The 14,909-nt window shown below is 73.9% G+C and carries 14 protein-coding genes; 4 read left to right on the plus strand and 10 right to left on the minus strand.

The genetic code is table 11. From position 1 onward, the window contains the following. The coding region (locus tag G5C62_RS09740; RefSeq protein WP_346774117.1) for a Sir2 family NAD-dependent protein deacetylase at window positions 1–169 on the minus strand (169 nt) is incomplete at its 3' end. 9 nt (window positions 170–178) lie between these two features. Then, window positions 179–1,198: a phosphatase PAP2 family protein gene (locus G5C62_RS09745; protein ID WP_164700820.1), complete on the minus strand. Its 1,020-nt coding sequence runs from the start codon at window positions 1,196–1,198 to the stop codon at window positions 179–181. Between the two features lie 270 nt (window positions 1,199–1,468). Here G5C62_RS09745 and G5C62_RS09750 point away from each other — a divergent pair, with 270 nt between their 5' ends. The 3 genes from G5C62_RS09750 to G5C62_RS09760 all read left to right on the plus strand — a co-directional run bounded on the left by G5C62_RS09750 (window position 1,469) and on the right by G5C62_RS09760 (window position 5,843). Continuing rightward, complete coding sequence (locus G5C62_RS09750) at window positions 1,469–4,330, plus strand: aconitate hydratase (RefSeq protein ID WP_164700821.1); 2,862 nt, start codon at window positions 1,469–1,471, stop codon at window positions 4,328–4,330. Further along, entirely contained in the window at window positions 4,330–5,091 is a 762-nt protein-coding gene (locus tag G5C62_RS09755) for an SDR family oxidoreductase (protein WP_164700822.1), read from the plus strand. Before G5C62_RS09750 ends, G5C62_RS09755 begins: the two co-directional genes overlap by 1 nt. A 65-nt stretch (window positions 5,092–5,156) precedes the next feature. Next, a complete protein-coding gene (locus G5C62_RS09760) occupies window positions 5,157–5,843 on the plus strand; it encodes a sirohydrochlorin chelatase (protein WP_164700823.1) in 687 nt (228 codons plus the stop codon). A gap of 7 nt (window positions 5,844–5,850) precedes the next feature. Here G5C62_RS09760 and G5C62_RS09765 read toward each other — a convergent pair whose 3' ends face one another. The 8 genes from G5C62_RS09765 to G5C62_RS09800 all read right to left on the minus strand — a co-directional run bounded on the left by G5C62_RS09765 (window position 5,851) and on the right by G5C62_RS09800 (window position 12,878). Further along, window positions 5,851–6,222, minus strand: a complete 372-nt coding sequence (locus G5C62_RS09765) for a hypothetical protein (RefSeq protein WP_164700843.1) — start codon at window positions 6,220–6,222, stop codon at window positions 5,851–5,853. Window positions 6,223–6,307: 85 nt separating this feature from the next. Then, window positions 6,308–7,132, minus strand: coding sequence for a sulfurtransferase (locus G5C62_RS09770; protein WP_164700824.1), 825 nt, complete (start codon window positions 7,130–7,132; stop codon window positions 6,308–6,310). Beyond that, complete coding sequence (locus G5C62_RS09775) at window positions 7,129–7,596, minus strand: SgcJ/EcaC family oxidoreductase (RefSeq protein WP_036338644.1); 468 nt, start codon at window positions 7,594–7,596, stop codon at window positions 7,129–7,131. The genes G5C62_RS09770 and G5C62_RS09775 overlap by 4 nt, the downstream gene beginning before the upstream one ends. Window positions 7,597–7,711: 115 nt before the next feature. Continuing rightward, a complete protein-coding gene (locus G5C62_RS09780; RefSeq protein ID WP_164700825.1) occupies window positions 7,712–7,987 on the minus strand; it encodes a hypothetical protein in 276 nt (91 codons plus the stop codon). Between the two features lie 131 nt (window positions 7,988–8,118). Then, a complete protein-coding gene (locus G5C62_RS09785; RefSeq protein WP_164700826.1) occupies window positions 8,119–10,002 on the minus strand; it encodes an ABC transporter ATP-binding protein in 1,884 nt (627 codons plus the stop codon). An 85-nt stretch (window positions 10,003–10,087) separates the two neighbouring features. Continuing rightward, window positions 10,088–10,861, minus strand: a complete 774-nt coding sequence (locus G5C62_RS09790; protein ID WP_164700827.1) for an enoyl-CoA hydratase/isomerase family protein — start codon at window positions 10,859–10,861, stop codon at window positions 10,088–10,090. Next, complete coding sequence (locus G5C62_RS09795) at window positions 10,858–11,088, minus strand: helix-turn-helix domain-containing protein (protein WP_036338653.1); 231 nt, start codon at window positions 11,086–11,088, stop codon at window positions 10,858–10,860. The genes G5C62_RS09790 and G5C62_RS09795 overlap by 4 nt, the downstream gene beginning before the upstream one ends. A 188-nt stretch (window positions 11,089–11,276) precedes the next feature. Continuing rightward, window positions 11,277–12,878: an ABC-F family ATP-binding cassette domain-containing protein gene (locus G5C62_RS09800; protein WP_164700828.1), complete on the minus strand. Its 1,602-nt coding sequence runs from the start codon at window positions 12,876–12,878 to the stop codon at window positions 11,277–11,279. A 125-nt stretch (window positions 12,879–13,003) separates the two neighbouring features. Between G5C62_RS09800 and G5C62_RS09805 the strand changes: the two genes are divergently transcribed. Beyond that, window positions 13,004–14,839, plus strand: a complete 1,836-nt coding sequence (locus G5C62_RS09805; RefSeq protein WP_164700829.1) for an SCO7613 C-terminal domain-containing membrane protein — start codon at window positions 13,004–13,006, stop codon at window positions 14,837–14,839. Window positions 14,840–14,909 lie beyond the last annotated feature (70 nt).

Genomic DNA, 14,909 nt, shown 5'->3' on the forward strand with positions numbered 1-14,909 from the left:
CCGGGTCGGCCACGTAGTACGAGAGGGTCACCAGCTTCTCCGCGTCCGGGTCGCGGGTCCAGACGCCGTTGGGGCCGCGGTAGTCGGGGATGCCGCTGTCGGTGGAGATGCCGGCCCCGGTGAGCACGCAGATCCGGCGCGCCTCGGTGAGCCAGGCGGGAGGGGTCACCTCCCCAGGCTAGGCAGCCACCGCCTCCGGCAGCGGCGCGCCGACCTCCGACCGCGGTGACGCGGCGACCTCGGGCGGCAGCGCCGGGCGCCGGACCGCGCGGGACGCCGCCGCGACCAGCCGCGGCACCAGCAGCCACACCGCCCCGGCGTAGACCGCCCCGAGCAGCGTGTCCACCACGTAGTGCTCGCCGGACCACACCAGCACGACCGGCATCGCCACCGCGTAGCCGACCAGCGCCACCCGTTGCCAGACCCGGTGCGCGACCGGCAGCAGCACCAGCACGGTCAGGACGGCGAAGGCGGTGTGCAGCGAGGGCACCGCCGCCACCTGGTTCACCTGCCCCTGCCCGGCCGACAGCACGGCACCGGCCTTCTGCAGCCCCAGCACGGCCCAGCCGGAGTTGCTCAGCCGGTCCACGTGCTCGATGGCGCCGTCCTTCGCGGCCAGCCACGGCGGGGCCGCCGGGTACAGCACGTAGGTGACCAGCCCGGCCGCCGACAGCCCCACCACCAGCCGGGCGTACGCCGTCCAGCGGCTCCGGTCGCGCAGCCAGAGGATGCCGAGCACCACCGGCGTCACCACGAAGTGGCTGCTGTAGACCAGCGACGCGAACACCGCCCACGCCTCGCCGCCCCAGTGCTCCTGCAGCCAGACGGTGGGCAGCACGCCACCGGCGAGCCAGCGGTCGGCGGCTGCGAGCTCACCGACGGCCACCGGCACGCCCAGCCCGTCGGCGAACCCGCGGCTGAGGTCGTAGAGCAGCAGGACCCCGGCCAGCGGCAGCCAGTCGGCGAGCAGCCGCAGGAGCACCGGCCACCCCCGGCCCAGGGACTGCACCGCCAGCACCGCCAGCACCCAGCCCAGCAGCACCAGGCGGTCGGTCGGCAGGCCGGTGACGAGGCAGGTGGCGAGGAAGGTGGCCATCAGCCCACCGGTCCCCAGCAGGCGAGCGCCGCGGTACCGGTCGGCCGGGACCGGCAGCTCGACTGCGGACGTCGTCGTCCCAGTGGTGTCCGCGGGGGTCATGGCGCGGCACGCTAGGTGACCCAGCGCACGCGTGGGGGCCGCCGGTGCACGGCGCGCCGCGGGTGCGGGTCCCTCGGGGCTGCGGTGACGGGCCGGACACGTGAGGTCGCCGCCGCACCCCGCGCCGACCGCCGTCCGTCATGAGACTGCTCACCCAGGGTGAGGAAAGGGTGGCCTTGCTCCACACACCCGGCCGGGGGCTGGGATGATCGGGGGTGGCACATCGAGGCGCAGGACGCGCGCAGGACCAGCGAGGGTGAGGCGCAAGCAGTGGCAGCCAGCAAGAACAGCTTCGGAGCCCGTACGACGCTCGACGTCGACGGCACCGAGTACGACATCTTCCGGCTCGACGCGGTGGAGGGCGCCGACAAGCTGCCCTTCAGCTTGAAGGTCCTGCTGGAGAACCTCCTCCGCACCGAGGACGGCGCGGACATCACCGCCGACCACATCCGCGCTCTGGCGAACTGGGACCCGTCCGCGGAGCCGGACCAGGAGATCCAGTTCACCCCGGCCCGCGTGGTGATGCAGGACTTCACCGGCGTCCCCTGCATCGTCGACCTGGCCACCATGCGCGAGGCGATGGCCGACCTCGGCGGCGACCCGCAGAAGATCAACCCGCTGGCCCCGGCCGAGCTGGTCATCGACCACTCGGTCATCGCCGACGTCTTCGGCACGCCGGAGTCCTTCGAGCGCAACGTCGAGATCGAGTACCAGCGCAACGGCGAGCGCTACCAGTTCCTGCGCTGGGGCCAGGGCGCCTTCGACGACTTCAAGGTCGTCCCCCCGGGCACCGGCATCGTGCACCAGGTCAACATCGAGCACCTGGCCCGCGTGGTCTTCCCGCGGCAGGAGGGCGACCGCACCCTCGCCTACCCCGACACCTGCGTGGGCACCGACAGCCACACCACCATGGTCAACGGCCTGGGCGTGCTGGGCTGGGGCGTCGGCGGCATCGAGGCCGAGGCCGCGATGCTCGGCCAGCCCGTGTCGATGCTCATCCCCCGGGTCGTCGGCTTCAAGCTGTCCGGCCAGCTGCCCGACGGCGCGACCGCCACCGACCTGGTCCTCACGATCACCGAGATGCTGCGCGAGCACGGCGTGGTCGGGAAGTTCGTCGAGTTCTACGGCGCCGGCGTCTCCGCGGTCCCGCTGGCCAACCGCGCCACCATCGGCAACATGAGCCCGGAGTTCGGCTCCACCGCGGCGATGTTCCCGATCGACGAGGAGACCATCACCTACCTGGAGCTGACCGGCCGCAGCGCCGAGCAGGTCAAGCTGGTCGAGACCTACGCCAAGGAGCAGGGCCTCTGGCACGACGCGTCCCGCGAGCCGGTCTTCTCCGAGTACCTCGAGCTGGACCTGGCCAGCGTCGTCCCCTCCATCGCCGGCCCGAAGCGCCCGCAGGACCGGGTCGCGATCACCGACGCCAAGGAGGCCTGGCGCGAGGCGCTGCCGGCCTACGTCTCCGACGGCGAGACCGGCGGGGAGGACCGGAAGCCCGGCGTCCCGTCCAACGAGCAGCCCTACGGCGTCGAGTCCGCCGCCGACGAGGCGTCCGCGGAGTCCTTCCCGGCGTCGGACCCGGTGAGCCCGTTCGGGCACGGCAACGGCGAGGCCGGCAAGCCGCACCCGTTCGTGTCCGACCACGTCCTCCCCGACCGGCCGAACAAGCCGACCAAGGTCGTGATGGAGGACGGCACCGAGACCTACGTCGACCACGGGCACGTGGTGATCGCCGCCATCACCTCCTGCACCAACACGTCCAACCCCCAGGTGATGATCGGCGCCGCGCTGCTGGCGAAGAACGCCGTCGAGCGGGGCCTCACCAGCAAGCCGTGGGTGAAGACGACGTTGGCGCCGGGGTCCAAGGTGGTCATGGACTACTACGAGAAGGCCGAGCTCACCCCCTACCTGGAGAAGCTCGGCTTCTACCTGGTCGGCTACGGCTGCACCACCTGCATCGGCAACTCCGGCCCGCTCCCCGAGCCCGTCTCGGCCGCCGTCAACGAGGCCGACCTCGCCGTCGTCTCGGTCCTGTCGGGCAACCGGAACTTCGAGGGCCGGATCAACCCAGACGTCAAGATGAACTACCTGGCCAGCCCCCCGCTGGTCATCGCCTACGCGCTGGCCGGGTCGATGGACGTCGACCTGAACAACGACTCGCTGGGCAAGGACACCGACGGCAACGACGTGTACCTGCGCGACATCTGGCCCTCGCCGCAGGAGGTCCAGCGGGTCATCGACCACGCCGTCTCCGCGGAGCAGTTCGGCCGCAGCTACGAGGACGTGTTCGCCGGCACCGAGCAGTGGCAGGCGCTGCCCACGCCGGAGGGCGACACCTTCGAGTGGGACGCGGAGAGCACCTACGTCCGCAAGCCCCCGTACTTCGACGGGATGCCGGCCGAGCCGGCCCCCGTCGAGGACATCTCCGGGGCGCGCACCCTGGCCGTGCTCGGTGACTCGGTCACCACCGACCACATCTCGCCGGCCGGCTCCATCAAGGCCGACAGCCCCGCCGGGAAGTACCTGCAGGAGCACGGCATCGAGCGTCGCGACTTCAACTCCTACGGCTCCCGGCGCGGGAACCACGAGGTGATGATCCGCGGCACCTTCGCCAACATCCGGCTGCGCAACCTGCTGGTGCCCGGCACCGAGGGTGGCGTCACCAAGAACCACCTGACCGGCGAGACCACGTCGATCTACGACGCCTCGCGGGCCTACGCCGACGCCGGTGTGCCGCTGGTGGTGCTGGCCGGCAAGGAGTACGGCTCCGGGTCCTCCCGTGACTGGGCGGCCAAGGGCACGGCGCTGCTCGGCGTCAAGGCGGTCATCGCGCAGAGCTACGAGCGCATCCACCGGTCGAACCTGATCGGCATGGGCGTGCTGCCGCTGCAGTTCCCCGAGGGCGAGTCGGCCGAGTCGCTGGGCCTCACTGGGGACGAGGAGTTCACCATCACCGGGGTCACCGCGCTGAACGACGGCACGATCCCCCGCACGGTGAAGGTCCGCGCCGGGGACGTCGAGTTCGACGCCCGCGTCCGGATCGACACCCCCGGCGAGGCGAACTACTACCGCAACGGCGGGATCATGCAGTACGTGCTGCGCTCGCTCCGCGGCACCGTCTCCGCCTGATGGACCTGGGCCTGGGCGGCCGCGGGCTCCTGCTCACCGGCGCGAGCCGGGGGCTGGGGTTCGCGACCGCCCGGGCCCTCGTCGACGACGGGGCCCGGGTGCTGATCAGCTCCCGGTCCCCTGAGTCGGTCGACGCCGCCGTCGCCTCGCTCGGCGGGGCGCCGGCGGCGTCCGGGCTGGCCGCCGACCTGGCCGACCCCGCGGCCGCCGAGGAGCTGGTGGGCGCGGCGGTCGACCGGCTGGGCCGGGTCGACGGCGCACTGGTCTCCGTCGGCGGGCCGGCACCGGGCAGTGTGCTCGAGGTCCCGGAGGACGCCTGGCGGGCCGGGGTCGAGAGCGTGCTGCTCGGGCCGCTCCGGCTGATCCGGGCGCTCGTGCCGCACCTGTCCCCCGACGCCGCGATCGGGCTGGTGCTCTCCACCTCGGTGCGCCAGCCGATCGGGCACCTGGCCATCTCCAACGGCCTGCGGCCCGGGCTGGCGATGACCACCAAGGCGCTCGCCGACGAGCTCGGGCCCCGCGGCATCCGGGTGTTCGGGCTGCTGCCCGGCACGATCGCCACCGACCGGGTCACCGAGATCGAGGCGGCCTCCGGCGACCCGTCGGCCGCGCGCGCCCGCACCGAGGCGTCCATCCCGCTCCGCCGGGTCGGCCGCCCGGAGGAGTTCGGCGCGGTCGCCGCCTTCGCTCTCTCCCCCGCCGCCTCCTACGTCACCGGCACCATGCTCGCCGTCGACGGCGGCGTCACCCGCGCTCTGTGAGAAAGGACCCCCTCATCCCCCACCACTCGCAAGCTCGCGGCGGGCCCCTACGAGGGGGCCTGCCGGTGCTCGTGGCCTGCGCGCACGGCACCCGGAACCCCACGGGCCGGCGGTTGATCGGTCAGCTGGCGCTCGCCGCCCGCGCCCTGCGACCGGGGCTCACCACCACCGCGGCCTTCGTCGACGTGCAGCCACCCACGGTCGTCGACGTCGTCCGCGGGCTGGGCGAGTCGGCGACCCCGGCCGTCGTCGTCCCGCTGCTGCTGTCCGGCGGATACCACGTGCACGTCGACATCGCCGGTGCCGTCGCCGACCACCCGTCGGCGGTGGCGGCCCGGCCGCTGGGCCCCGACGCCCGGCTGGTGGGCGTGCTCACCGACCGGCTGGTCGCTGCGGGCGCCGACCGCGCCGACCCGGCCACCGCGATCGTCCTGGCCGCCGCCGGGTCCAGCGACCCGCGGTCGGTGAAGGACGTCGAGGACACCGCGGCACTGCTCCAGCGCGACTGGGCCGGCCCCGTCACCACCGGCTACGGATCGGCCGCCCAACCCCCCGTGCCCGACGCGGTCGCTGCCGCGCGCGCGGCCGGCGCCCAGCGGGTCGTCGTCGCCGCCTACCTGCTCGCGCCCGGGCACTTCCACGACAAGCTCCAGGGCGCCGGCGCGGATTGCGTCACTGCGCCATTGCTGCCCGACGAGCGGATCGCCGCCGTCCTGCTCGACCGCTACGACGCGGCCCTCACCCCCGCCTGATCCGGCGTCACTGCAGGGCGAGCACCAGGCAGACGACGGCCAGCGCCAGCGCGACCGGCGTCATCACCAGGCGCTCCGGGACGCTGCGCGAGACGGCGTTCATCAACACCCCGACGGCGAAGTACGCCGTGAGCACCCAGATGGCCACGTCGGCCACGCCGCGCGGGAGGACGTCCAGCGCACCGGCCACCTGCAGGATGAGCGCGGCGAAGAGCCCGTAGAGCACGAGCGACACCGCGCTGCCGATCCGCAGCGCCGTCGGCAGGACGACGTGCTGCCCGCCCCACGCGAACCGGCCCAGCGGCGCACCGCCGATCAGCGACACCTGGAAGACGGCCAGGCAGCCCAGCAACACGACACCCACGACCGCGGCGACCATGATCACGCGGCGCAGGCTACCGGCCCGGAACGATCCCCCACGACGCTGTCCACCCCCGCAGGGCCACAATCGCGATCTTGGCCCCTCAGGGGCCGGTGGCGACCGGGCGGTCGGGGTCGGCGGACCACTGCGACCACGAACCGGGCCACAGCGCGGCCTCGATGCCGGCCTCGGCGAGCGCGGCCACCTCGTGTGCGGCGGTGACGCCGGAGCCGCAGTAGACGCCCACCGTCGTCCCCGGTCGGACGCCCAGCGCGGCGAACCGCTCGGTCAGTGCAGCCGCTGTAGCGAAGCGACCGCCGGTGACCAGGTTCTCCGTGGTCGGTGCGCTGACCGCACCGGGCACGTGGCCGGCCCGCGGGTCGACCGGTTCGACCTCGCCGCGGTAGCGCTCACCGGCCCGGGCGTCCAGCAGCACCCCGCCCGTCGCGGGCAGCGCAGCCGCCTCGTCCGCGGTGAGCAAGGGCATCCCGCCGCCGGTCAGCACCACGTCGCCGGGGTCGGGGACGACGTCACCAGCCTCCAGCTCGCCATCGGCCGCGGTCCAGGCCATCAGTCCGCCGTCGAGGATCCTGACGTCGGTGAGGCCGCCCCAGCGGAGCAGCCACCAGGCCCGGGCCGCCGCCAGGCCGCCCGTCGCGTCGTGGACGACGACCCGCGAGCCGGTGGAGATCCCCCACCCGCGGGCCGCTGATTGCAGTGCCTGTACCGAGGGCAGCGGGTGCCGCCCCGCCTCGGGTGACGCGTCGGCGGCGAGCTCGGTGGGCAGGTCGACGTAGACGGCGCCCGGCAGGTGGCCGGCCAGGTACCGGTCCCGGCCGTCCGACCTCCCGAGCGCCCAGCGGACGTCGAGCAGGACGACGTCCCCGGTGCGGTCGAGCAGCTCCTCGGCCGCGATCAACACGGTCACCGTGCTGCCTCGTGCCGCGCCGCCTCCAGTTCTTCGGTCAGCGCGTTCAGGGCGCCGGCCCGGCCGCCGTAGCGGGCCGGGGTGCTCTGCAGCAGGGCGACCTTCCAGCGCCCCCCGTCCTCGACGGCGGTGAGGGCATGGACGGTGTGCCGGGACGGGTCGACGGCGTCGCCCCCGGGCGGCACCATCCCGGCCACCGCGTGCAGCACGACCACGCCGTCGGTCAGCCTGCGCACCGAGCGCACCACGCCGACGAAGGTGGGTGTGGCGTGCTCGGTGAACATCCGGCGCATGTCGGCGGCGATGCTGAGCCGGCCGCTGCGCAGGGTGCCGTCGAGGTCGATGAGCTCGCCGTCGTCGGCGAAGACCGAGGACACCGTCACGCCGCTGCGCTGGTTCCATCCCGCCAGGTACCGCGCGTACAGCGCCCGGATCTGGGTGTCCTGCGGATGACCTGCGCTCAAGGGAGTGCTCCTGCGGGTGGTACGAGTGGGTCAGGAGTGACCGTAGTGTGCCCGCCCCGCCGGGGCCGACCCCGTGCCCTCGAGCCGCGGTCCGACCTGGGTCCGGACGTGTCGCTCAGAAGGCGCCGAGAGGTTCGGCCACGAACCCGCCGTCCCGCTGGGACACGTGCCAGACCCGGACGTCCTTGCCGCCGATCTCGTCTTTCTCGTGGAAGCGGACCCGCTCGTCGAGCGGCACGCCGTGGCCGCGGACCAGCAGCGGCCCGCCGCTGTCGATGGTGAACTCGGCGTCCCCGACGAAGAGTTCCAGGGACGGGACGTCGCCGGCCGGCGGCACGGTCACCGGGCACGGCCGACCGGAGGCGACGGATGGCGCCGGCTGGATGGTCATGGTGGGCCTCCCACGGTTTGGGTGACGTGCGCCGTCGGGGGGAACGTGCCATGGGCACGACCGGCGCGCAGTCCTCACCCTCGCTCACCGGCACGGCCACCACGGTGGGTGTCCCACCCCGGACGCACCGCTCATCCGACCTGGACGGCGCGGTCCTCTCCGGCCGGGGCGAACTGGGTCCGGTAGAGGTCCGCGTAGTGGCCGCCGGCGGCGAGCAGCTCGTCGTGGGTGCCGCGCTCGACGATCCGGCCGGCGTCGACCACCAGGATCTGGTGGGCACCGCGGATGGTGGACAGCCGGTGCGCGATCACCAGCGAGGTGCGCCCGGCCAGCGCCGCGTCCAGCGCGTGCTGCACCGCGACCTCGGACTCGCTGTCCAGGTGTGCGGTCGCCTCGTCCAGGATCACGATGCCCGGCGCCTTCAGCAGCACCCGGGCGATCGCCAGCCGCTGCTTCTCCCCGCCGGACATCCGGTGCCCGCGGTCGCCGACCACGGTGTCCAGCCCGTCGGGCAGCGAGTGCACCAGCGCGGCGATCCGGGCCCCGGTGAGCGCCGACCACAGTTCGTCCTCGGTGGCCTCGGGCTTGGCGTAGCGGAGGTTGGCCCGAATGGTGTCGTGGAACAGGTGGGCGTCCTGGCTGACCACGCCGATCGAGTCACGCAGCGAGGCGGCGGTGGCCTGCCGGACGTCGACCCCGCCGACCCGCACCGCGCCCTCGGTGACGTCGTAGAGCCGGGACACCAGAGCGGCGATCGTCGACTTCCCGGCGCCCGAGGTGCCGACGAGGGCGACCAGCTGGCCGGGCTCCGCCCGGAAGGAGACGTCGTGCAGCACCTCGGCGGGCTGCCCGTGCTCGGGGACGGCGACGTCCTCCAACGACGCCAGGGACACCTCCGCCGCCGACGGGTAGCGGAAGGAGACCGAGTCGAACTCCAGCGACCGGTCCTCGGTCGGGACCGGCACCGCGTCGGGGGCCTCGGCGATCATCGGCGCCAGGTCGAGCACCTCGAACACGCGGTCGAAGCTGACCAGCGCGCTCATCACGTCGACCCGCACGTTGGCCAGCGCGGTCAGTGGCCCGTAGAGCCGCGCCAGCAGGAGCGCCAGAGCAACGACGTCACCGGCGGACAGCTGCCCGGTGAACGCCAGCCAACCACCGAGCCCGTAGACCAGGGCGGTGGCCAGCGCGGCGACCAGGGTGAGGGCGGTGAAGAAGGTGCGGCCGTACATCGCCGAGAGCACGCCGATGTCGCGCACCCGGGACGCCCGGCCGCGGAAGGAGTCCGCCTCGACCTCGGGCCGGCCGAAGAGCTTGACCAGCAGCGCCCCGGCCACGTTGAACCGCTCGGTCATCGTGGCGTTCATCGAGGCGTTGAGCCCGTAGGACTCCCGGGTGATCGTCTGCAGCTTCTTGCCGATCCGCTGGGCCGGCACCACGAACAGCGGCACCATCACGATCGACAGCAGGGTGATCCGCCAGGAGAGGCTCAACATGACCCCGGCGGTCAGCACCAGGGCGATCACGTTGGAGACGACCCCGGACAGCGTGGAGGTGAAGGCCCGCTGCGCGCCGATGACGTCGTTGTTCAGCCGGCTGACCAGGGCACCGGTCTGGGTGCGGGTGAAGAAGGCGACCGGCATCCGCTGGACGTGCTCGAACACCCGGGTGCGCAGGTCGTAGATGACACCCTCGCCGATCCGGGCGGAGTACCAGCGCTGCACGAGCGAGCTGGCAGCGTCGAGCACGGCCAGCCCGGCGATGAACAGCGCGATCCGGACGATGTCGCCGGCCGTGCCGGTCAGGTTGGCGATCCGGTTGACGATGTCGCCGGCCAGCAACGGGGTGACGACCCCGATCACCGCGGAGAACACGACCAGCGCCAGGAAGCCGATGAGCTCGCGCCGGTAGGGACCGGCGATTCCCAGGATCCGGCGCACCGTCCCCTTGGGGACGCCGCGCGAGGTCACCGAGCGGTCGGTGCTGAACGACCGCATCGCCGCCATGGACGTCATCGGTGAGTCCACGACACGCCCCCTGTTGCTGGATCCGGTTGACCACCGAGCCGAACAGCCGGGGCGGCCGTCCTGTTCCGTCCGGTCAGTCCCGCCCGGCCAGTCTCCGCAGCCGCCGCACCTGGGCCGCCCGCTCGGCGGCGTCCTGCTCGTCGGGGCCGTTGCGGACGGCCGAGCGCACCAGCGCCAGCGTCTCCCCGGCGGCGTCGGCGTCCGGCCCCAGCAGCGCGGCGACCAGGTCGGCCACCGCCCCGTCGAGCTCGGCGGTCGGGACGGTGAGGTTCGCCAGCCCGGTGGTCACGGCCTCCGCCGCGCCCACCGCCCGGCCGGTCAGGCAGATCTCCACGGCGCGGCTGTAGCCGACCAGCTCGACCAGCGTGCTGGTGCCGGTGAGGTCGGGCACCAGCCCGAGGCCGGCCTCGGGCAGCCGGAGTTGCGCGTCCTCGGTGAAGACCCGGAGGTCGCAGGCGAGCGCCAGCTGGGCGCCCGCGCCGATGGCGTGCCCCTGCACCGCTGCCACCGAGACGACACCGGGCGAGCGCAGCCAGCGGAACGCCGCCTGGTAGCCCCGGATGCGCTCCTGGGCCGCCTCGGTCGGGAGCGAGCCCAGCTCGGCCAGCCCGCCCGGGACGCCGGGGTCGGCGCTGAAGAGCGTGCGGTCCAGGCCGGCGGAGAACGCCCGGCCCGCACCGCGGACGACGACCACGCGCACGCCGTCGTCCAGTGACTCCCCGACCGCGCGCAGCGCCGCCCAGGTGGCCGGGGTCTGCGCGTTGAGCTGGTCGGCCCGGTCGAGGGTCACGGTGAGGACGGCGCCCTCGCGCGCCGTCCTCACCCAGCCATCGGCCTGCTCACTCACGCAGACTTCTTGGCGTTCCGGTTCGCCCCACCCCGACCGCGGAGGGTGGCACCCGACTCCGACAGCAGACGGTGCACGAAGCCGTAGGAACGGTTGGTCGAGGTCGCCAGCGAGCGGATGCTCTCGCCGCTGTCGTACCGCTCACGGAGCTCGCCGGCCAGCGACGTCCGGTCGTCCCCGGTGATCCTCTTGCCCTTGCTCAGGTCCGCAGTGCTCGAGTCGGCCATGACTCCCCTCCGTGTCAGGGGTGCTGCCGACTCCTGCCGACGACATCCCGCTGATCCCCCGGCGCCGATGTCCCGGTGACCTCGGCGTCCCACTGGCCATGATCACCCAGGCCGGGAGGGTCGGCCACCGCAACAAGACCGCGCACCGCCGAATCTGCAGGTCACCGCGGGGCGACCGGCCCCCGTCGTTACGCGAGCGAGACCAGATCGGCGAAGTCGGCGCTCCAGGTGTCCTCGGTGCCGTCGGGCAGGATGATCACCTTGTCGGGGTTCAGTGCGTGCACCGCGCCCTCGTCGTGGGTCACCAGCACGATCGCGCCCTGGTAGGTGCGCAGCGCCTCGAGCACCTGCTCGCGGCTGGCCGGGTCCAGGTTGTTGGTCGGCTCGTCCAGCAGCAGCACGTTGGCGCCGGAGACCACCAGCGTGGCCATCGCCAGCCGGGTGCGCTCACCACCGGACAGCGTGCCGGTCCGCTGGTCGACGGCGTCGCCGGAGAAGAGGAAGGCACCGAGGATCTTCCGCAGCTCGGTGTCGGTGCTGCCCGGAGCCGAGGACCGCATGTTCTCCAGCAGCGTGCGGTCCATGTCGATCGTCTCGTGCTCCTGCGCGTAGTACCCGACCCGCAGCCCGTGCCCGGCCTTGACCTCGCCGGTGTCGGGCTGCTCGGTGCCGGCCAGCATGCGCAGCAGGGTGGTCTTGCCCGCGCCGTTGAAGCCCAGGACGACGACCCGGGTGCCCTTGTCGATGGCCAGGTCGACGCCGGTGAAGATCTCCAGCGAGCCGTAGCTCTTGCTGAGGTGCTCGGCGGTCAGCGGCGTCCTGCCGCACGGGGCCGGCGTCGGGAAGCGCAGCTTCGCGACCTTGTCCTGCACCCGGACCTGCTCCAGGCCCGCGGCCAGTCGCTGGGCGCGCTTGTCCATGCTCTGTGCGGCCTTGGCCTTGGTGGCCTTGGCCCGCATCTTGTCCGCCTGGGCGGAGAGTGCGTCGATCTTCTTCTCGGCGTTGGCCCGCTCGGACCGGCGGCGTCGCTCGTCGGTCTCCCGAGCGTCCAGGTACCGCTTCCAGCCGAGGTTGTAGACGTCGACCGTGGCGCGGTTGGCGTCCAGGTGCCACACCTTGTTGACGACGGCGGCCAGCAGCTCGACGTCGTGGCTGATGACGACCAGCCCGGCGCGGTGGCTGGCCAGGTAGCCCTTGAGCCAGACGATGGAGTCCGCGTCCAGGTGGTTGGTGGGCTCGTCGAGCAGCAGCGTGTCGGCGTCGGAGAAGAGGATCCGGGCCAGCTCGACGCGGCGGCGCTGACCACCGGAGAGGGTGCGCAGCGGCTGCTGGAGCACCCGGTCGGGCAGGCCCAGGTTGGTGCAGATCCGGGCCGCGTCGCTCTCCGCGGCGTACCCGCCGAGTGCCGCGAACTGGTCCTCCAGCCGCCCGTACTGCCGGACGGCGCGGTCCATCTCGGCGTCGTCGGCGGGCTCGGCCATCGCCACCTGCGCCTTGGTCAGCTTCGCCTTCAGCACGTCCAGGCCACGGCCGGACAGCACCCGGTCGCTGGCGGTGATGTCGAGGTCGCCGCTGCGCGGGTCCTGCGGGAGGTAGCCGAGCTCGCCGGTCACCTCGACCTTGCCGGCGTGCGGCACGCGCTCCCCGGCGAGGGTGGTCAGGGTCGTCGTCTTGCCAGCACCGTTGCGCCCGACCAGCCCGATGCGGTCACCGGGCTGGACCCGCAGATCGGCGTCGCTGATGAGGATCCGGGCGCCGGCACGCAGCTCGAGGCCGGTCGTCGTGATCACTGACCCCATGATAGGCGCTCGACCGCCATCGGCCGACCGGATTGCCGGGTGACCTGCACGTCACCTGGGGTACGCAGGGCAGCAGCGGTGGTCGCACGCGACGGTCCAGACAGCGGAGGTGAGCGGTGCCCGGCAGCCCCGAGGTGGTCTACCCACCGCCGCTGGGCAGTCCCCCGCCGGACACGGCGCCGACGGACACCGGCACGGGCGACGTCGCCCCCCAGCAGGTGCTCCTGGGCGCCGGCGCGGTCGCCGTGGTCGCCGCCGGCGCGGCCACGCTCACCGATGCCGGTTCCGTCCCGGGTCTCCTCGTGGTCGCCCTGCTCACCGTCGCGGCGACCCTGGGGTCGCTGCGAGCCGGGCACCGGGGGCTCCGCAGCAGCGAGGAGGCGCTCGCCTCCGCCGCCGTGGTGCTCGCCGCCGCGGCCGCGTGGTCGGCCGGGGACGGCCCCGGCGGCCCGAGCGCGGTGCTGCTGTCCCTGCTCGCCGCGGTCTTCGTCGTCCTCGGCCTGATCACGCGGACGACGCTCACCTGGCCGATCGCCGCCTGGGGAGCCGGGCAGGGGGCGGTGCTGAGCGCGCTGACCGGCTCCGGGCTGTCGCTGGCCCCGCACGCCTGCGCCGTGCTGGCCACCGCCGTCGCCGGGCTGGTCGTCACGCTGGCCGTCCGCCGGGCCGTCGCGGCGGTCACCCTGGTCACCGCGGCCGCCTGGTGGGTGACGGGGGTCGTCGAGGCCGTCGCGCACGTGTGGACGACGGAGTCGGTCGCCGCCGCGCTGGTGCCCTCGGCGCTGATGCTGCTGGCGGCCGGCGCCCTGCTCGCGCTGCGCCGCCGAGCGGACCTGCAGCCCCTGCTGGGTCCCCCGGCCGCCGTCCCGGTCCTGGCCGGACTGGTGGCCGGGGCGGCCCTCGCCGGGCTGCTGCAGGCTCCGGGGCCGGTGGGGGTCATGACCAGCGGCTACCTCGGCCTGGCGCTGGCGACGGTGGTCGGTGCGGTGGCCTCTCCGGGACCCGCCGGCCTGCTCCGCCCGTCGGGTCTCGCCGCCGCCGCGGTGCTCACCGGGCTGGCCGTCGTCCAGCTGCTCGGGTCGGGGCGATGGTCGGCGCTGGCTGCCCTGGTCGCGGTCGCCGCCGTCCCCGCGCTGGTGGTCGCCGCCCGGCGGCCCAGCGACCGCCGCTGGGCGCTGCCGGCCGTGGTGGGCTGCCTGGCCGCCGCCGTGCTGCTGACCGAGGCCGACGGCCGTCTCGGGTCGGCGCCGGCCGGTCAGCTGCTGGTGCTGTTGTGCCTGCTGGCCCTCGGCGCCGGAACCGCCCTGCGCGGGCAGCCGGCGGAGCTGCCGTTGACCTGGACGGCCGCGGCGGTCGCCGCTGCCGGGCTGGCGCAGCTGGTCGGCACCGGACACCTGACCGGCCTGGCCCTCGCCCTGGGCGTCGTCGGCGCGGGCTTCATCGCCTCGGGCGCGGTCACCGACCGGGCACGCGTCCGGGCCGGTGGGTGCGGCGCGCTGGTCGTGGCCGCCTGGCTGGCCGCCGGCAGCGCCGGGATCGGGGTGCCGGAGGCCTACACGCTCCCGGCCGCCACGGTGCTGTGGCTGTACTCAGGACGACGGCTGGCCAGCGGCGCGTCCTGGCCGGCCTGGGGCCCGGGGCTGGTGGTCGCCTTCGTCCCGTCGGTCTGGCTGGCGGCCACCGAGCCGGACGTGCTGCGGCTGGTGCTGGTCGTCCTCGCCGCCACGTCCTCCGCGACCGCGGGCAGTCGCTGGCAGGTGCAGGCCCCGCTGGTGGTCGGGGCTGCGTCGTTGACGGCGGTGGCCCTCGGTCGGCTCGTCGTCCACCTGCCCCTGACCGGTCTGCTCGCCGTCGGCGCAGCCGGCGCGGTCATGCTCGCCGCTGGCGCGGTCTACGAGCAGCGACGGACCCGAGCCCGGGCAGCCTTCGCCCGCGTCGCTGACCTGCGCTGACTCCCCCGCTACAGCGGCTGTAACAGCCGACCGCGGGCGCAAGAGCTACCGACCCCCGGACTCCGAGCAC

It is taken from the genome of Modestobacter sp. KNN46-3, from assembly GCF_011039295.1.

Coding starts and splice junctions, on each gene's coding strand:
- G5C62_RS09745 (WP_164700820.1), bottom strand. CDS start 1,198: ATGACCCCCGCGGACACCACTGGGACGACGACGTCCGCAGTCGAGCTG.
- G5C62_RS09755 (WP_164700822.1), top strand. CDS start 4,330: ATGGACCTGGGCCTGGGCGGCCGCGGGCTCCTGCTCACCGGCGCGAGC.
- G5C62_RS09765 (WP_164700843.1), bottom strand. CDS start 6,222: ATGGTCGCCGCGGTCGTGGGTGTCGTGTTGCTGGGCTGCCTGGCCGTC.
- G5C62_RS09780 (WP_164700825.1), bottom strand. CDS start 7,987: ATGACCATCCAGCCGGCGCCATCCGTCGCCTCCGGTCGGCCGTGCCCG.
- G5C62_RS09785 (WP_164700826.1), bottom strand. CDS start 10,002: ATGACGTCCATGGCGGCGATGCGGTCGTTCAGCACCGACCGCTCGGTG.
- G5C62_RS09795 (WP_036338653.1), bottom strand. CDS start 11,088: ATGGCCGACTCGAGCACTGCGGACCTGAGCAAGGGCAAGAGGATCACC.